Below are 16,784 nucleotides of genomic sequence, written 5' to 3' on the forward strand. Positions count from 1 at the left end.
CTGTAATAAAGTTGATTGTTGCCGGTTCCGCTAGAACCAGCGATCTGCTCGCCGTCGTGTTGCCTTTCCTGCATGGCGCAGGATGGGTCTCTAACTGGCGTTTTTTGGGCAGTCAGCTTCTAATTTCGGGCAATGCTGGCGTGCGGGAATTATCCCTACGCCATACAACAGCACACTGAATTATAAGCGAACAGCGTTATGGATGATTCCACGTGTCCACTTTTAGTGCCTTGACGCATATCAAAAAAGACAATTAACTGTTGCCAGGGGTATCGATGACGGCCATGGTGATGCGCGAAATGCAGCATAATTTGCCGTCGTCGTCGGTGATGCGGATTTCCCAGACCTGGCTGGTGCGGCCCCGGTGGATCGGCGTGGCGCGCCCCGTCACCTGGCCGCCGCGCACGCCGCGCAGGTGGTTGGCGTTGATTTCCTGGCCCACGCTCACTTGGCGGCTGGAATCGAGGCAGGCATTCGCGGCCATGCTGCCCAGGGTTTCGGCCAACAAGACGGAAGCGCCGCCATGCAGCAGTTTAAAAGGCTGCATGGTGCGGTGGTCGACGGGCATGGTCGCCTCGATCCAGTCGGGGCCGAAAGCCGTGAATGCGATGCCCAGGTGGCGCATGGCCGTGCCTACACTGGCGGCGTTGAGGGTGGCCAGGTCGAGCGGTGCGTGCCAGATTTCCATTGTTGCCCCTTCAGTGATGAAATAAGCTATTGTAGGACAGAGCGCCAGCGCGCGCCGCTTCATCGTTCCTTCACCGTGGCCCGGGGTGGCGATGGCATTAACTGGTTATAATTGCCCCATTCTTAAAAAACGAGGTTGTGTATGAAGTGGGCCTTGCTGGGCATTTTTGTGTTTTCTGTTTTACATATTCATTTTCGTGGCAAGGTGCGCCTGCCGTTCCGCCGCCAGATCTTCGATCACTCCTCGTTCATGGCGCCGTTGAACCTGTTCATGCACACCTTTTCCAAGGTGCCGGCCACGCCATATCTTTCCGTCGATCAATTTCCGGAACTGGCGCCGCTGCAGCAGAACTGGCAGATCATCCGCGATGAAGCGCTGCGCATGCAGGAAATGAAAAAGATCAAGGCCGCCGAAAAGAACAATGACGTGGGCTTCAATTCCTTCTTCAAATATGGCTGGAAACGTTTCTACCTGAAATGGTATGACGCGAACCACCCGTCGGCGCAGCAGATGTGCCCGCAAACCTATGCGCTGCTGCAATCGATTCCGTCGATCAAGGCGGCCATGTTCGCGGAACTGCCGCAAGGCGGCAAGCTCAACCCGCACCGCGACCCGTTCGCCGGCTCCCTGCGCTACCATCTGGGCTTGCAAACGCCGAATGACGACCGCTGCTTCATCGACGTCGACGGCGAGCGCCACAGCTGGCGCGATGGCCAGGCCGTGATGTTCGATGAAACGTATATCCATTGGGCCCGCAACGATGCCGACAGCGACCGCATCATCCTGTTCTGCGACATCGAACGCCCGATGCGCTACCGCTGGGCGCAAGGCTTGAACCGCTGGCTGGGCCGCACTCTGATGACGGCCGCCGCCTCGCCGAACGAGCTGGGCGACCAGGTCGGCGGCGTGAGCAAGCTGTTCCAGATTTCCTGGACCATGGGCCAGTACCGCCGCCGCTTCAAGGCGTGGAACAAGACGGCCTACCAGGTCACCCGCGTGGCGCTGGTGGTCGGCATCATCGCGCTGATCTACTTTATCTAGACGCCGGCATCACATCGTTGATAAAAACCGCCTTCGGGCGGTTTTTTTTATAATGCGGTGCCACTGACGAGGAGAATGTTGAAAAATGACCGAACGTGACCGCAAGTACGATATCCAGATCGGCGATGAGACGTGGATCGAGTTCATCAGCATTGACGGCCGCTATGACCAGGCCATCGACATCGATGCCCTGCTGGACGGGCTGTGGCCGCTGATCTGCCGCCTGGAAACCCATTGCGACGCCGGCTGTTGCGGCATCGATGCCTTCGATTTCACGTGCGAAAGTATCGATACGGCGCTGCTTGAGCTTGACCGCGCGCCACTGCATGCCGCCTGCGCGCAAGCCCGCAGTGCCGTGGCAGCGGCCGCCAGCGACGTCTTCATGAGCAACACGATGAATCACATTACAGATAAACGCGTGTTCCTGCAATTGCTCGAGCATCTCGAGCGCTGCACGGCGGCCCCTGAAACGGGCCAGCCGGCAAGCCAGCCGCGCTGACATCGGCGATAATACGGGCTCACATCACTCTTTTCTTTTATTTATGCGCGACATCATTGCCGGATTTCTACGTTTCCAGAAGGAAGTCTTTCCTGAACGCCGAGAGCTGTTCAAGACACTGGCGACAGGACAGACGCCGAAAGCCCTGTTCATTTCCTGCTCCGACAGCCGCATGGTGCCGGAACTGGTGACGCAGCGTGAACCTGGCGAACTGTTCGTGATCCGCAACGCGGGCAACATCGTGCCTTCGTTTGGCCCGGAACCGGGCGGCGTAAGCGCGTCCGTCGAATTTGCCGTGGCCGCCCTGAATGTGACGGACATCGTCATTTGCGGCCACTCCGATTGCGGCGCGATGAAGGCCATCGCCACCTGCACCTGTCTCGATCACATGCCGGCGGTCAAGAACTGGCTGCGGCACGCGGATGCGGCACGCATGATCAATGAATCGATCGAGCATGCGACGGAACAGGACCGCATCGACGGCATGGTACGCGCCAATGTCGTGGCGCAACTCAACAACATCCGCACCCACCCCTCGGTGGCGCTGGGCATCACGCAAAAACGCCTGACCCTGCATGGCTGGGTCTACGACATCGAAAATGGCTCGCTCGATGCGCTCGACGAGGCTACCGGCCAGTTTGTCCCGCTGGCGGAACATCCGGCGTCGAAGATGTAAGGCAAGGGTCGGCCCACCACCGTCTTCCCCCGTATCGCCAGCACAGCGATGAATTCAAGAGTGCCGCTGTGGCGCGTACTCAGGTTGATAGGGCATCCGTTTCGCTGCTTGCCCGCGATCTGAAGATCAACACCAATCAGCTGTTCAGTTGGCGCAAGCGCTTCGGCGACGAGACGCTTGCTGCGCGCCAAGTCAACTGGCCACCGCTGGCGGCCACGCTGACGCTGTTGCTGGCACGGCGGCTGCCATGATCGGTTTGTCAGCAGGCACGAAGATATGGCTGGCCGCCGGCTTGACCGACATGCGCGCCGGCATGAACGGTCTGGCGGCGAAGGCGCAGACGGCGCTCGCCGAAGATCCAACAACGCATGAGCTTACAGCTCAAAGCAGTTGGGTTGACTTATGGCGTTAAAAAATACGTTGGCGGAAATGCCGATAAACCGCACTGGTCAACTACGGGACATTAATATGAAATTTTTCGCCGCCTTTCTGATCGCCGCATGTCTCCTGCCGACGGCGCACGCTGTAGAGTCCGTGCCGGCGCGCTTGATTGGCTACTACTCGAATATGCAGACCGAAGGCGCTGACGATCCACATTTTGTCTCCGGATACGACATCGTGCTTTACCAACGCGTAGCGGAAACGATAGGCCATGTCGCTGTCGCCATCGGCACCTCCGAACCAGTCAGAGCCACCATCAAAGAGATGACATACGATTCGAAGAAAAAAGTGCTGACCTTCACCGCCGAGTACTCCAGCGGCCTGGCCACCAATCCTGTGAAAGGAGCGCCCGACCGCGAAGCTTTGCAAGTGCTCATCTTCAGCGGCGTCGTGCGTCCGCAGTCGATCTCGGGAAAAGTGGGCATCAAAGATTTCTACTGCGGTCAATGCAGGCCGGTGTTCAAGCGCGTGACACTCAAACGTATCATTGAAATGGGGCGCACGGGCGAATTACGGGCCATCCCGTTATAGTCGCCTGAGCACTTGGGCCGACTGGAGATGCATCAATCTGAAAAGAGATTACGTCTGGGCTTCAGAACACCTTGGTTGACGAACACAAATATCGGACACTGCGGTATTCAGGGATAAGTTATGAGGTTTAGCGCCCAATTTTTTCCGTTTTCCCTCTACCCCACATCGCGCTTCAGAATCCTGGCATGAGCGCAGTTGGGGCCGGCAAGTTGGCCATCGCCACGCAGAACCATGACCGGCACGGCCAGACTGAAGGGTGTCGACCCCGAAGCCTGGTTGCGTCACGTGCTGAAGCATATCGCCGATCATCCCGTCAACCGGGTCGATGAGTTCTTACCCTGGAACAGCAACATGTCAGCAGCTCTTTAAGATACGCCGCTTCCCAGCGGTGCGATCGCATCATCGATCAATTTGCCATGGCATTCAATACGGCGCTGACCCGACGCTTACGATGTAAGCGCAGCAAGCCCTCGTTCAGGCGCAAGTTGCGCTTGACCTTATCAAGGCGGGAAGGTTCAAGGTAGCGGTATTCAAGCGACATCAAGGAGAATCCCGCATGCCAAAAATCACCGTCCTGCCCCATCCCGAGCTGGCGCCGGAAGGCGCCGTGTTTGACGCGCCGCAGAACATGAGCATTTGCGATGCATTGCAGCGCAACAAAATAGATATAGAACACGCCTGCGGCCAGGTAGGTGCCTGTTCCACCTGCCATGTGGTCGTGGTGCAGGGTTTCGACTCGCTCAATGAACTGGGCGACAATGAGGAAGACATGCTCGACCAGGCCTGGGGCTTGCAGCCCCACTCGCGCCTGTCGTGCCAGGCCCGCGTGTCAAACACAGACCTGACGCTCGAACTGCCCAGGTACACGCTCAACCACGCCAAGGAATAATCCCCCGGCGCGGCTGCCTGCCCTACCTGATTACCACATGATCACGCGCTGCTCGGGCGGCAAGTACATCGGGTCGCCCGGCTTGATGCCGAACGCCTCGTAGAAGCCGGGCTGGTTCTTGACCGTGCCCTTGGCGCGGAATTCGCCCGGCGAATGCGGATCGCTCTTGATCTGCGCGATGGCCGCTTCGGGACGCAATTTCGCGCGCCACTTCTGCGCAAAACCGATGTACAGGCGCTGTTCGCCCGTCAAGCCATCGATGACGGGCGACGGCTTGCCGCCCAGCGAACGCTGGTAGGCCTTGTAGGTGATCGACAGGCCGGAGTTGTCGCCGATGTTTTCACCCAGGGTCAGCTCGCCATTGATGTGGTAGCCAGGCACGGGGCTGTAAGCGCCATACTGCTTGACGAGCCCGGCGGCCAGCGCCTTGAAGGCCGTGCGGTCCTCTGCCGTCCACCAGTTGCGCAAGCGGCCCTTGGCATCATATTGACTGCCGGAATCGTCGAAGGCATGGCTGATTTCATGGCCGAAGGTGATGCCCAGCAAGCCGTAATTGACGGCATCTTCCGCTTTCACGTTGAAGAATGGCGGCTGCAAAATGGCGGCCGGGATCGTGATGGCGTTGAGCGACGGGCTGTAGCTGGCGTTGACGGTTTGCGGCGTCATCGACCATTCGTCGCGGTCGACCGGCTTGCCCAGCTTGGCCAGGTTTTGCTGGCGGCTCCAAGCGCGCGCGGCACGCACGTTGGCGATCAGGTCGTTCGGCTGCGTCTGCATGCTGCTGTAGTCGCGCCAGGTATCGGGATAGGCGATCTTCGGCTTCAACGCGGCCAGCTTGAGCTGGGCTTCCTTCTTGGTTTCCGGGCCCATCCAGTCGAGCTGCTCGATGCCATCCTTGAACGAGGCGACGAAATTGTCGAACATGGCCATCACGCGGGGCCGGGTTTCCGGCGGCAAATACATTTCCACGTAGCGCTTGCCGACGGCGTCGCTGATGGCGCCATCCGTGAAGCGCAGTGCCAGCTGCCACTGCGGTTCGCTTTGCGGCACGCCGCGCAGCACCGTGCCGTCGAAGGCGAAGCGCTCCTTGACCGTGGCGTTATCCAGGAACGAGGCATAGCTTTCGATGATGCGCCAGTTCAGATAGCTCTTCCACGATTCCAGCGGCACGGCAGCCACGGTCTCGGCAAAGCCCGTCATGAAGCTGGGCTGGCGCACGACGGCAGAAGTAGCCTTTGGCGCCAGGCCGGCGGCGGTAAAGTAGGCGTTCCAGTCGAAGGCCGGCGCCAGTGCCGCGAATTTATCGAAATCGACGCGGTTGTACGATTTGACGGGGTCGCGCATCTGCACGCGCGTCCACTGCACGGCCGCCAGGCGCGTTTCGATGTCGAGGATCTGCGCCGCGTGTGCGGCCGCAGCCTTGTCGCCGCTCATGGCCAGCATGGTTTCGATATGCTTGAGGTATTTGGCGCGCACGGCTTGCAGCTTGGCGTCGTCTTCCTTCAGGTAGTAATCGCGGTCAGGCAAGCCCAGGCCGGACTGGCTGATGTTGACCGTGTACTGCTCCGGGTCTTGCGCATCGGGCGCCACATAGGCGGAAAACGGCGTCGCGACGCCATTGCCTTGCAGATAGGCCAGCAACGCCGGCAAGTCTTTCTTGTCTTTCACGGCGGCGACGCGGGCCAGCTCGGCGCGCAGGGGCTTGAAGCCGGCCGCATTGCGCGCCTTGTCGTTCATGAAACTCGTGTACAGGTCGGCAATCTTGTGCGCCTCGCTACCCGGCTTGCCGGGATTTTTCAGGGTCGCATCGATCAGGCCGCGCAACTGGCCTTGGGCGATTTCGCGCAATTCGATGTAGGTGCCCCAGACGGATTTATCGGCCGGGATTTCCGTGTTGCGGGTCCAGACGCCGTTGACGTAGCCGTAGAAGTCATCCCGGGGGCTGACCGCGGGGTCCAGGGTTTTCAGGTCGATGCCGGAGACTGGTGCTGGCTGGGCGTACAGCGACGGCGAGGAGAAGGCGAGCAAGGCGCAGCAGGCGGCGCTGATCAGCGAACGTTTCACGAAGATTCCTTTAATTGTTTTCACTTCATGTTGGGGAACATGCTTGTCCAGGCATGAGAGGCTGGATTATAGTCCGCGTACCTGCGGGGAAACAATGTCCGTTAAACAAGTCCAGTGATCCGTTGGGCGTTGAAGCACGCCTCGAGCCCGTGCCGATGATCAGCAAATGTTACTATTTAGCAATAGCCATATCCCCCCCGCGCCATATCTATTGGACTGGCGCTTTGCCTGGAGAAGTTTGATGCAGGAATTCAGATTCAATATTTTCGGCACGCTGATCGCCATCCGGGGAAATCAGGGAGTATGGCGCGCATTCTATCTCGGTACCGAAGGCAAGCGCCGGCCCGCCGATTTCATTATTCCCGACGATATTCAAAACGATGCACTGTGCGAGTATTTGGCGGACCTGTTCCACGAAGAAGCGACGCCGCGCAATAACACGGCGACGCAAATCAGCTCGCCTGCATTGAAGGCCTAGCCTACTTCACCGGCTCGAACGTCACCGTCAGCCCATTGCCCGTGGTCCTGATCTGGGTGGGCACGAATTGCACGCCCGCGTAGTGCAATTCGTCAGGCTTGAAGGTGTAGATGGGCGTTTCATGCATGAGCTGGTCGGCCACCAAGCTGGCCACCTTGGCAAACTGGCGCTGCTGCGACTCGTCCATGCCGTCGATGGTGACCTTGTCCACGCTCGCTTCGCTCAGGTAGACGGCATTGCGCTGGGCGTCGAGCACGAGGCGGCCCGACATGGCCAGGCTGCCGCGCCAGCTCTGGCGTATGAATGGCGGCAAGACACTGGCATCGACGCTGAGGGCAACCCGTTCGCGCTCGGGCTGCAGCGACAATTGCGGACGGGTCAGCTTGACGTCCAGCACGGACAGCACACGCTTGTCGATCGGAAAGCGGCGCTCCAGGCCTTGCTGCATCTTGCTCAGCGACACATTCACGTCGCGCGGGCCGATCAGGGTGGAACACGCGGCCAGCATGGTGCAGGCCAAAGCGGTGATGGCGGCGGTTTTCAGCAAAGGACGGATGGCAGTCAAGGTCATGGATAGTCTCGGTGGAAAGATGGCGCCATATTACACATGCGCCCGCTTTCACGCAAAAACCGGCGCCCGCCTTGCAGCGGACGCCGGTTCCTGTGTTGCCCTTGTCAGCGCACGAACAGGGCGATCAGTATGACGATGGGCAATGGAATACCCAGCAGCAGCAAGAGGATGGAACGCATGGCAGACTCCTTGATTGTATGGGTGGCTTAAATGGTCACGTGGCGCAGCACTCTTTCATGGTCGCGCTGGCGGCCGCCAAACGTTGCCGCCAGGCTGGCCACGAAAGCGCCCAGCAGCAAGGCGACGAACATCCACAGTGCCGTGTGGGCACCGGCCTTGCGGGCCGTGTCGGCCGCTTGCTGTGCTTTCGCCTTGGCATCGGCGGCGGCCTTGGCGGCACGGGCGTAGACGGCGTCGACGCGCGCTTCCGCCTCAGCCTGCGTCAAGCCCGTGCGGCTGGCCACGACCTGGCCCAAGTAGGCGCGGTCATCGGCGGCCAGGCTGCCCGTGGACAGGCCAGTGGCAAAGATCTTGCCGATTTCCACGCGCAGGTCGGCGGCCGTGCCGCCCGTTTCAGGCGCCGGTGCGGCGCGCAGCAGCATGTCCGAGAAATAGTCAAGCGGATTGGCGCCGCTACCCTCGCCCGCCTTGGTGCCTGCAGCCCCGGCACCGGCCGCCGCGGCCGGGGACACCGCCGCCGCCACGCCGCTGCCTGCGTCGATGGCGCCGCTCAGTACGGCGCGCGTGCCGCCGGCCAGCACGGCCACGGTGATCAGGGTGGCCACGGCCCAGGCCAGCAAGCCGTGCGCAGTATCGCGGAAATGCACCTCATCCGTGTGAATCGAGCTCCATTTCACGCGCAGGCGTCCCGCCATGTAGCCGCCGATGCCGGAGGCGGCCAGCTGCATGAAAGCCAGCCAGGCGATGGTCGACACGCCGATGGCCGTCGCATTGAACGACCACGGCGACACGGACGACAGGCCCAGGCCCACGCCGAGGATCAGCAGGATGAAGGACAAGGCGGCCGCAGCGGCAGCGCCCGCCAGCACAGCGCCCCAGGACACGCCCGGATTGTTCAGGTCCGACACGGACAATTGTGTAGCTTGCATGGAATACTCCCTTGGTTGTTGATTTTTTAAGCCGCTCAGGCGGCCACGCCCGTCAGCTGTTCCTTGCGCGCGGCCATTTCCTTGCCCAGCGCGTCGAGGTCGACGGCCGTATGGCGCACCTTGGGAAACATGTCGCCCTCTTCTTCCTGGACGTGGTGCTCGATCTGCTCGGACAGTACCTTGACCTTGGCGTCGTACAGGTCGTCGGCAGGATCCATGGCGGCAATCTGCGCGATGAGTTCCTTGGCGCTCGCGTGCTCGACGACGGCTTCATCCATCAGGTCGCCATCGTGGATCGGGCGGCGCACGGCCGGATAGAAGATTTCTTCTTCCAGTTGCGTGTGCACGGTCAATTCCTGGCAGATCTGGTCGGCCAGCTTTTTCTTGGTGGCAAATGAGCGGTCGCTCAAGCCTTCATACTGGGCAAACAAAGCCTTCACGGCCTTATGGTCCTGCATCAATAAACTGATCGCGTTCATGGCGCCTCCTTGTTGTGGATGAGGCAAGGATGCGCCACGGCGGCGCCAGCGTATGTGCGACGCCTTACACAATCTTGATTTTTAATACATTCGCTTGTTTGGCTTCCTACTTGATGCCGTGATGGCCCATCAGGTCGTACAGGGTGGGCCGGCTCACGCCCAGCAGCTCGGCCGCCCTGGCGATATTGCCGTCGGCCCGCGCCAGCGCGCGCACCATCACCTTGTATTCCGCCCCTTCGCGGGCCTGGCGCAGGTTCAGCGGCTCATCCGGGGGCGCCGCCTGGGCGCTGGCAGGCAAGCCCAGGTCGTCGGCGGCGATTTGCGGACCGTCACACATGATGACGGCCCGCTTGATGCAGTTTTCCACTTCGCGCACATTGCCGGGCCAGCCATAGCTTTCGATCAGCTGCAGCGCGCCCACGCTGAAATGCAGGTTGCCGCGCCCCTCGCTGGAGCAGAACTTGTTCTTGAAATGCTGCGCCAGCAAGGTGCCATCGCCGACCCGCTCACGCAAGGGTGGAATGCGCAAGACGATTTCGCTGAGGCGGTAAAACAGATCTTCGCGGAAACGTCCCTGTTCCGCCAGCATTTTTAAATCCTGGTGCGTGGCGCAGACGATGCGCACGTCGACGGCGATCTCGGCACGCCCGCCCACGCGCTCGATCACCCGTTCCTGCAGGAAGCGCAGCAATTTCGCCTGCAGCGCCATCGGCATGTCGCCGATTTCATCGAGAAAGAAAGTGCCGCCATGGGCCAGTTCGATCTTGCCCAGGGTTTGCCGGGCCGCGCCCGTAAAGGCCCCCCGCTCGTAGCCAAACAGTTCGCTTTCCAGCAGGTTTTCGGGGATGGCCGCGCAATTGATGGCAACAAAGCGTTGCGCATGGCGGCTCGACAGCGCATGCAAGCCGCGTGCAATCAGTTCCTTGCCGCTGCCAGAATCGCCGAGCAGCATCACGCTGGCCGATGAGGGCGCCACTTTTTCCACGTTGCGGCACAATTTCAGCATGCCGGGATCGCGGCTGACGATGCCGGCCAAAGGGGAATCCGCCTGCGTCTGCAGCATGCGGCGGTTTTCCTGCTGCATCGCGTACAAATAGAACGCGCGGGCGATGACCAGGCCCAGCATGTCGGCCTCGAACGGCTTCTGGTGGAAATCGTAGGCGCCCAGCGCGATGGCTTTCAAGGCATGCGCGCGCTCCTGGTTGCCCGACAGGATGATGACTTTCGTGTCCGGCGCCAGCGCGAGGATTTGCTGCAAGGTGGCCAGGCCTTCCGTGGCGCCGTCCGGGTCGGGCGGCAAGCCCAGGTCCATCGTCACCACGGCCGGCTGGTGGCGCCGCACGAGCGCCAGCGCCGCCTCGCGCTCGCCCGCCAGCAAGACGTCATAACCGTCAAAGCTCCAGTGCAACTGCTTTTGCAGACCGGGATCGTCTTCGATGACCAGCAGTTTTTGCTTGCCCATGGCACTCCTTTGCTAGGCCGCATGCAGCGGCAGGATCACGCGAAACGTCGTGCCCACTTGCGGCTCGCTGCGCACTTCCAGGCTGCCGCCCACTTCGCGCAGGTATTCGCGGCTTTCGAACACGCCGATGCCCATGCCCGCCGTCTTGGTCGTGTCGAACGGTGTAAATAGACGTTCGCGGATGAATTGCTCGCTCATACCCTGCCCCGTATCGTCGAGCTCGACGACGGCCGTGTGCTGCACGCGCCGCAAGCGCACGGCCACCTTGCCATCGCTGGCCGTCGCCTCGATGGCATTCTGTATCAAGTGCCCCAGCACCCGTTCCAGGCGCGCGCGGTTGGCCAGCACCGTCAGCTCGCCATCGACGATTTCCAGCCGGGGCGCCGGCGCCAGGCTGGCCTTGGCCGCCACGGCCTGGCGCAGCAAGCCATCGAGCAGCAGCGGCGCCGACGCTTCCGGCGCCTCGCCGCGCGCCAGTTTCTGCAGCAGGGTCTTCATTTTCTGCACGGAATGGTCCAAAGTGCCCAGCATGTCTTCCTGGAAAGCGGGATTGGCACGGTGCTTTTCCGCATTGCTCAGTAAAAGGGATAATTGAAACACCAGGTTTTTGAGGTCGTGCACGATGAAAGTGGACATGCGGTTGAACGAGTCGAACTGGCGCGCCACCGTCAGGGTATCGAGCGATTCGCGGTGCGCCAGGTAGCTGGCGGCCTGGCTGCCGGCAATTTTCAGCACGTCGCGGATTTCCCAGTTCAAGCTGATGCGCGTGCGGGGCCGCGCCAACGCGACAAAGGCGAACAGCTGGCCATGCAGCATCAGGGGCACCAGCAGCCACACATCGGGCAGCGCCAGCAGCGCCGGCGGCAACAGCAAGCCGCCATACTGGCCCGGATTCTGCACGCAGTCGGGCACGTCGATCACCCATAACCTTGCTTCCAGGAACTGGCACAAGGGGCCGGCCGCCGGCTCGCTCCACGTGCCAGGCGGCCAGTTCCAGCTGGCGGCCGGGGCAAACTGGTCCTGCTCGCGCAAGATCCACAGCGCGCCGGCGCGGCTTTCCACCAGCTGTGCCATGGCCTGTATCGTGCGTTCGCCCAGCGCCGGACCATCTTCGGACAAGGCCCGCGTAAATCTCAGCCACTCCTCGCGGTAATCGAAGATGGCATTGTAAAAATGTTTATTGATAGTCACCTTGAGCTTGGCGCGCAGGCTGCCGGAAAACAGCACGCCCGCCAGCAGCAGGGCCGCGCCGCCCAGGTAAGCCATCTGCATCAAGGATCCCCAGGTGCCGCCGAAGTAGCGCAAATAATAGGCGCTGGCCGCCATGGCCAGCAAATAGATGGCCGAGCCCAGCAAGGCGGCCGAGCGGTACAGCATCTGGCGCGAGACGGACAGGCCCAGCGCCCAGCCCGGATTGCGCGCCGCCGAGATGGCCAGCAGCGGCGCGCACAAGGCATCGACGATGCCGCGCGCGGCCCAGATGTCATCGTTGACCGCCCGAAACAGCAAGGCGTCGCTGTACAGATAGAAATCGTAGGCAAACAGGCCGCCGACACCGAGGCACGCAAACTTGATGCCCCAGCGTTTCAACGGTGGCGTATTGCGGTACCACTGTTCCACCAGCAACATGCCCAGCACGGCCAACAGCAAACGGCAGACACTGGCGATGATGCGCGCCGGTAAAGGCAGCGCCAGCCAGGATGAGGCCATGAAGAACAGCCAGGGCGCCAGCGCCGTGAGAACGATGCCGGCCAGCAACAGGCGCAAGCGGGGCCGCGACGGTTCGATCAGCAGCAGCAAAAACACCAGCCAGGCCAGGGTGCGCAGCAATTCCAGCGCGTCGCCGGCCAGCGCGGCGCGCTGGCCCAGCAGCACCAGCACCACCGTGCCCGTGGCCCAGCCGCCCGTCGCCAGACAGGCAAGCAGCAAGGCGCGCACGTTCTGCCGCGCACGCCAGTTGCTGATGAGCAGCAGCGCCAGCACGAAGAAGGCCAGCGACGCCAGGCCATGGCTGAGGGCTGCCGCGTCGGCCGCCGCCAGCCAGTCCGACCGCTCCCGCATCACCGGCTGCCCTTGCCAAACAGCACCACCTGCACCGTGTCAAGCAAGATCAGCAAGTCAAGGAACAGGCTATTGTTTTTCACATAATACAAATCGTATTGCAGTTTTTTGACGGCATCGTCGACGGAGGCGCCATATTGATAGCGCACTTGCGCCAGGCCCGTGATGCCTGGCTTGATGCTGTGACGAATGTTGTAGTACGGCACCTGCTGCTTCAGTTGCTCGACAAAATACGCGCGCTCGGGACGGGGGCCCACGAAACTCATTTCGCCGCGAAACACATTGAGCATTTGCGGCAGCTCGTCGATACGCAGCTTGCGGATCAGCTTGCCCACGCGCGTGATGCGCGCATCGTTGTCCAGCGCCCAGATGGGCTTGCCATCGCGCTCCGCGTCGCAGCGCATGCTGCGAAATTTCAGCACATTGAAGGGCAAGCCGTCGCGCCCCACCCTTTCTTGCTGGTAGAACACGGGGCCGCCGTCTTCCAGGCGGATGCACAGGGCCGTCACCAGCATCACGGGCAGTGCGGCCAGGCAGATGACGCCGCTGGCCGCCAGGTCGAACAAACGCTTCGAGGCGGCGCGGAAAAAGCTCTGGTCGAAGCCGCCGCCATAGATCAGATAGCTCGGTTGCAAGGAATCGATGCGGATCTGGCACGCTTCGCGCTCGAAAAACGTGGCCGCGTCGATCACCTTGACGCCGCCCAGCGCGCATTCCAGTAGTTGCTTGGCAGGAAACGCGCCATTGCGCCGGTCGCTGACGGAGACGACGATCTCATGCGCCGCATGGCGCTGGGCCATGGCCAGCAGCGACGGTTCGGCCGGCAGCAAGGCCGAAGCCGGCACGCAGCAGCGCTCGCCAGCCACATCGATGCAGCCCACCACCGTAAACTGGTGGAAACCGATCTTGCTGGCCGCAAGCTCCATGCATTCGCGCGCCAGCGCCCCGCCGCCGACGAGGATCAGCCGGCCTTCCATCAGCGCCGATTGCGAGGATTTGAACACCACCAGGCGCGCCAGCAGCACGCCGATGGCACCCAGGCCGAAGATCAGCACGCTTCCGCGCCCGAAATGCAAGGAAGGGATAAAACGGATCAAGACGCTCAGCACGGCAAAACCCAGCGCGAACGACGGCAGGATGCGTAATAAGGTGTTGCGGATATCTTCGCGCGAGCGGTGCTGGTACATGCCCAGCGCGCTCATGCTGAAAACGATGACCATCGCAAAGATCGAGGACGACAAATACACCTCGCCCGCCCGCACGAGGCGGCTGCCATCAGCCAGCCACAGCAGGGACGTCAGGGTGGCCGACAGCAGCAGGATCAGGATTTCCAGCAACAGCAAGATAAACGCTGTTTTCGAGACGTAATGGCTGAAGATGCGGATCATGGGGCCTCCTGCGGCAAAGGCAACACGCCGCGCACAAGGCGGCTTGCTACCGGTCTTGCCATCATGGCCAACTGTTCCAAGAAGACATTGATGCGCCACAAGCTACGGCCCCAGCTATCTTTCACTGGCAGAATTTATCTCAACACATTACCGATTGATGTGAAATGGACTATAGTATGCTTCCCCTGAAAAAAGATAAATGTCATGAAATTTGATGTAGCGATTGTCGGCAGTGGCCTGGCGGGTTTATCGGTTGCACTGCATTTAGCTGAAACGCGCACCGTCGCGATCATTTCCAAACGCGCGCTGCTCGATGGCGCCAGCAACTGGGCGCAAGGCGGGATCGCGGCCGTGCTGGACTCGGGCGACAGCCACCAACAGCACATCGAAGACACCCTGATCGCAGGCGGTGGCCTGTGCGACGAGAGCGCCACGCGCTACATCGTCGAGCACGGTCGCGAAGCCATCGAATGGCTGATCGAGCAAGGCGTGCCATTTACGCGCGACGCCACGGCCGAGCTGGGCTTCCACCTGACCCGCGAAGGCGGACACAGCCAGCGCCGCATCATCCATGCGGCCGACGCCACCGGGCACGCCGTGCAAGTAACGCTGGAAGAAAAGGTGCGCGCCCACCCGAACATCAGCCTGTTCGAACACCATTGCGCGATCGACCTGATCACCTCCGACAAGCTGGGCATGAAGCCGACACAGCGCAATGCGCAACCGCATTGCCACGGCCTGTACGTGCAGGATGAACAAACCGGTAAAGTACTGACCTTTGCCGCCGAGCACACCGTGCTGGCCACGGGCGGCGCCGGCAAGGTGTATTTATATACAACGAATCCCGACACGGCCAGCGGCGACGGCATCGCCATGGCCTGGCGCGCCGGCTGCCGCGTGTCGAACATGGAATTCATCCAGTTTCACCCGACCTGTTTGTACCACCCGTACGCGAAATCGTTTTTGATCACCGAAGCCATCCGTGGCGAAGGCGGCTTGCTGAAACTGCCGCCCGAAGCGGGCGCGGCGGCCGGTCAGCGCTTCATGCTGGCGCACGACGAGCGGGCCGAACTGGCGCCGCGCGACGTGGTGGCGCGCGCCATCGACTTCGAGATCAAGAAACGCGGCCTCGACTACGTGCACCTGGACATCAGCCACAAGCCGGCCGAATTTCTCATCGAACACTTCCCCACCATCTACGCGCGCTGCCTGGAATTGGGCATCGACATCACCAAGCAGCCTATCCCCATCGTGCCCGCCGCCCATTACACGTGCGGCGGCGTCGTCACGGATCTGGCGGGCCGGGCCGACTTGCCGGGCCTGTATGCCGTCGGCGAAACGGCGTGCACAGGCTTGCATGGCGCGAATCGCCTGGCGTCGAACTCTTTGCTGGAATGCATCGTCATCGGCCGCGCTTGCGCGCAAGATATCGAAAGCAAGGAAAAGCTGGGCACGCCATATCTGCCCGACTGGGATGAAAGCCGGGTCACGGATGCGGATGAGGAAGTGGTGATTTCCCACAACTGGGACGAGCTGCGCCGCTTCATGTGGAATTACGTGGGCATCGTGCGCACGACCAAGCGCCTGGAGCGGGCCCAGCACCGCATCGCCCTGTTGAAGGAAGAAATCGACGAGTACTACCGCAACTTCCGCATCACGCACGATTTATTGGAACTGCGCAATCTGGTCGACGTGGCCTCGATGATCGTCAACAGCGCCCTGTCGCGCCGCGAAAGCCGCGGCCTGCACTTCAGCCGCGATTATCCGGAAACCTTGCCGAAGGCAATCGCCAGCGTGCTCACGCCGCCGCATCGGTAAACTGTTCGTGATAGGGGAGATGCCTCACTGGCATATTCCCCGGCGGCTCATCAGACCGCCCTTCTCTTTTATTTTTGCGTTCCCCACACTGGCGGCTGTGGCAGTGGCTGCGTTGGTTGAAACGATGGTAGAGGTTGCAGCGGTTGAATCTCCTGGCGTGGCGCTGGCTTTGCCTGAGGCTGATATCCGTAAGAGCTATCTGCTTGATTTGGAACAGTTCCAGCCTTCCCCGTGTAGGGATTGACGTTGCCCTGTGTGCTGTAATTATTCGAAATGGTGCTGTCAGGTGCGGTTCTTTGATGCGGTGCCACGTAAGTTCCATCTTTTTTCGTGTACCCATTTACATGCACTTGGGCACTCGCAATGCCGGTGAAGAACACCATTGATATCGCTAAGTATTTAATCATTTACTTCTTTCAGGTTCCGGCATAGTGGCGTGTCGTTGCGCCCGCAAAAAAGATTGCCGTTTCCTTGAGGCTATATTTTTTGGTATGGTGACTATAGGCCAATTCCCATAGGCAAGAGATAAAGCCTTTCTTTCCATTACAAATAGAGCCAATTGACTGATTTTCTGTAGCAAATATGCAAC

At 61.0% G+C, this 16,784-nt stretch carries 18 protein-coding genes and 1 pseudogene; 10 read left to right on the forward strand and 9 right to left on the reverse strand.

Annotation, left to right across the window (positions count from 1 at the left end; genetic code table 11):
- Positions 1-253 precede the first annotated feature (253 nt).
- On the reverse strand, positions 254-688 hold the full coding sequence (locus SJI03_RS09665; RefSeq protein ID WP_322427013.1) for a hotdog fold thioesterase: 435 nt from the start codon (positions 686-688) through the stop codon (positions 254-256).
- A gap of 141 nt (positions 689-829) precedes the next feature.
- On the opposite strand from SJI03_RS09665, the gene lpxO reads away from it, so the two are divergent.
- The 8 genes and pseudogenes from lpxO (at position 830) to fdx (ending at position 4,765) form a co-directional block, all read left to right on the forward strand.
- Positions 830-1,729 carry a lipid A hydroxylase LpxO gene (lpxO, locus tag SJI03_RS09670; RefSeq protein ID WP_034787360.1) on the forward strand — a complete coding sequence of 300 codons (900 nt, stop codon included), beginning with the start codon at positions 830-832 and terminating at the stop codon, positions 1,727-1,729.
- Between the two features lie 85 nt (positions 1,730-1,814).
- A complete protein-coding gene (locus tag SJI03_RS09675; protein ID WP_322427014.1) occupies positions 1,815-2,228 on the forward strand; it encodes a DUF6331 family protein in 414 nt (137 codons plus the stop codon).
- Between the two features lie 43 nt (positions 2,229-2,271).
- Positions 2,272-2,904, forward strand: coding sequence for a carbonic anhydrase (locus SJI03_RS09680; RefSeq protein WP_034787358.1), 633 nt, complete (start codon positions 2,272-2,274; stop codon positions 2,902-2,904).
- Positions 2,808-3,155 (forward strand): transposase, encoded by a 348-nt coding sequence (locus SJI03_RS09685; RefSeq protein ID WP_322427330.1) that lies wholly within the window; start codon positions 2,808-2,810, stop codon positions 3,153-3,155. Before SJI03_RS09680 ends, SJI03_RS09685 begins: the two co-directional genes overlap by 97 nt.
- Positions 3,152-3,316, forward strand: coding sequence for an IS66 family insertion sequence element accessory protein TnpB (tnpB, locus tag SJI03_RS09690; protein WP_416208739.1), 165 nt, complete (start codon positions 3,152-3,154; stop codon positions 3,314-3,316). The genes SJI03_RS09685 and tnpB overlap by 4 nt, the downstream gene beginning before the upstream one ends.
- A 56-nt stretch (positions 3,317-3,372) precedes the next feature.
- On the forward strand, positions 3,373-3,876 hold the full coding sequence (locus SJI03_RS09695; RefSeq protein WP_099376882.1) for a hypothetical protein: 504 nt from the start codon (positions 3,373-3,375) through the stop codon (positions 3,874-3,876).
- Positions 3,877-4,104: 228 nt separating this feature from the next.
- Positions 4,105-4,245, forward strand: a pseudogene (locus tag SJI03_RS09700) (transposase domain-containing protein); the annotation flags it as partial.
- A gap of 187 nt (positions 4,246-4,432) precedes the next feature.
- On the forward strand, positions 4,433-4,765 hold the full coding sequence (gene fdx / locus SJI03_RS09705) for an ISC system 2Fe-2S type ferredoxin (protein WP_099376883.1): 333 nt from the start codon (positions 4,433-4,435) through the stop codon (positions 4,763-4,765).
- A gap of 30 nt (positions 4,766-4,795) precedes the next feature.
- Here fdx and SJI03_RS09710 read toward each other — a convergent pair whose 3' ends face one another.
- Entirely contained in the window at positions 4,796-6,829 is a 2,034-nt protein-coding gene (locus SJI03_RS09710) for a M13 family metallopeptidase (RefSeq protein WP_322427015.1), read from the reverse strand.
- 241 nt (positions 6,830-7,070) lie between these two features.
- Here SJI03_RS09710 and SJI03_RS09715 point away from each other — a divergent pair, with 241 nt between their 5' ends.
- On the forward strand, positions 7,071-7,307 hold the full coding sequence (locus tag SJI03_RS09715) for a hypothetical protein (protein ID WP_322427331.1): 237 nt from the start codon (positions 7,071-7,073) through the stop codon (positions 7,305-7,307).
- Position 7,308: 1 nt separating this feature from the next.
- Here the strand turns inward: SJI03_RS09715 and SJI03_RS09720 are convergent, their stop codons facing one another.
- The 6 genes from SJI03_RS09720 to SJI03_RS09745 form a co-directional block, all read right to left on the reverse strand.
- Entirely contained in the window at positions 7,309-7,878 is a 570-nt protein-coding gene (locus SJI03_RS09720) for a DUF1439 domain-containing protein (RefSeq protein WP_322427016.1), read from the reverse strand.
- 206 nt (positions 7,879-8,084) lie between these two features.
- Positions 8,085-8,987: a hypothetical protein gene (locus SJI03_RS09725; RefSeq protein ID WP_322427017.1), complete on the reverse strand. Its 903-nt coding sequence runs from the start codon at positions 8,985-8,987 to the stop codon at positions 8,085-8,087.
- 35 nt (positions 8,988-9,022) lie between these two features.
- A complete protein-coding gene (locus tag SJI03_RS09730) occupies positions 9,023-9,466 on the reverse strand; it encodes a hemerythrin domain-containing protein (RefSeq protein WP_099376888.1) in 444 nt (147 codons plus the stop codon).
- A gap of 106 nt (positions 9,467-9,572) precedes the next feature.
- Positions 9,573-10,928, reverse strand: a complete 1,356-nt coding sequence (prsR, locus tag SJI03_RS09735) for a PEP-CTERM-box response regulator transcription factor (protein ID WP_322427018.1) — start codon at positions 10,926-10,928, stop codon at positions 9,573-9,575.
- Positions 10,929-10,940: 12 nt separating this feature from the next.
- Positions 10,941-12,989: an XrtA/PEP-CTERM system histidine kinase PrsK gene (gene prsK, locus SJI03_RS09740; protein ID WP_322427019.1), complete on the reverse strand. Its 2,049-nt coding sequence runs from the start codon at positions 12,987-12,989 to the stop codon at positions 10,941-10,943.
- A complete protein-coding gene (locus tag SJI03_RS09745; protein WP_099376891.1) occupies positions 12,989-14,377 on the reverse strand; it encodes a TIGR03013 family XrtA/PEP-CTERM system glycosyltransferase in 1,389 nt (462 codons plus the stop codon). Before SJI03_RS09745 ends, prsK begins: the two co-directional genes overlap by 1 nt.
- A 204-nt stretch (positions 14,378-14,581) precedes the next feature.
- On the opposite strand from SJI03_RS09745, the gene nadB reads away from it, so the two are divergent.
- On the forward strand, positions 14,582-16,195 hold the full coding sequence (gene nadB, locus SJI03_RS09750; protein ID WP_034787348.1) for an L-aspartate oxidase: 1,614 nt from the start codon (positions 14,582-14,584) through the stop codon (positions 16,193-16,195).
- Between the two features lie 68 nt (positions 16,196-16,263).
- On the opposite strand, the gene SJI03_RS09755 is transcribed toward nadB, so the two are convergent.
- Entirely contained in the window at positions 16,264-16,602 is a 339-nt protein-coding gene (locus SJI03_RS09755) for a hypothetical protein (RefSeq protein WP_322427020.1), read from the reverse strand.
- Positions 16,603-16,784: the final 182 nt, after the last annotated feature.

It is taken from the genome of Janthinobacterium sp. GMG1 (assembly GCF_034427795.1).
Classification (GTDB): Bacteria; Pseudomonadota; Gammaproteobacteria; order Burkholderiales; family Burkholderiaceae_D; genus Janthinobacterium.

Coding starts and splice junctions, on each gene's coding strand:
- SJI03_RS09665 (WP_322427013.1), bottom strand. CDS start 688: ATGGAAATCTGGCACGCACCGCTCGACCTGGCCACCCTCAACGCCGCC.
- lpxO (WP_034787360.1), top strand. CDS start 830: ATGAAGTGGGCCTTGCTGGGCATTTTTGTGTTTTCTGTTTTACATATT.
- SJI03_RS09675 (WP_322427014.1), top strand. CDS start 1,815: ATGACCGAACGTGACCGCAAGTACGATATCCAGATCGGCGATGAGACG.
- SJI03_RS09680 (WP_034787358.1), top strand. CDS start 2,272: ATGCGCGACATCATTGCCGGATTTCTACGTTTCCAGAAGGAAGTCTTT.
- tnpB (WP_416208739.1), top strand. CDS start 3,152: ATGATCGGTTTGTCAGCAGGCACGAAGATATGGCTGGCCGCCGGCTTG.
- SJI03_RS09695 (WP_099376882.1), top strand. CDS start 3,373: ATGAAATTTTTCGCCGCCTTTCTGATCGCCGCATGTCTCCTGCCGACG.
- fdx (WP_099376883.1), top strand. CDS start 4,433: ATGCCAAAAATCACCGTCCTGCCCCATCCCGAGCTGGCGCCGGAAGGC.
- SJI03_RS09715 (WP_322427331.1), top strand. CDS start 7,071: ATGCAGGAATTCAGATTCAATATTTTCGGCACGCTGATCGCCATCCGG.
- SJI03_RS09720 (WP_322427016.1), bottom strand. CDS start 7,878: ATGACCTTGACTGCCATCCGTCCTTTGCTGAAAACCGCCGCCATCACC.
- SJI03_RS09725 (WP_322427017.1), bottom strand. CDS start 8,987: ATGCAAGCTACACAATTGTCCGTGTCGGACCTGAACAATCCGGGCGTG.
- SJI03_RS09730 (WP_099376888.1), bottom strand. CDS start 9,466: ATGAACGCGATCAGTTTATTGATGCAGGACCATAAGGCCGTGAAGGCT.
- prsR (WP_322427018.1), bottom strand. CDS start 10,928: ATGGGCAAGCAAAAACTGCTGGTCATCGAAGACGATCCCGGTCTGCAA.
- prsK (WP_322427019.1), bottom strand. CDS start 12,989: ATGCGGGAGCGGTCGGACTGGCTGGCGGCGGCCGACGCGGCAGCCCTC.
- SJI03_RS09745 (WP_099376891.1), bottom strand. CDS start 14,377: ATGATCCGCATCTTCAGCCATTACGTCTCGAAAACAGCGTTTATCTTG.
- nadB (WP_034787348.1), top strand. CDS start 14,582: ATGAAATTTGATGTAGCGATTGTCGGCAGTGGCCTGGCGGGTTTATCG.
- SJI03_RS09755 (WP_322427020.1), bottom strand. CDS start 16,602: ATGATTAAATACTTAGCGATATCAATGGTGTTCTTCACCGGCATTGCG.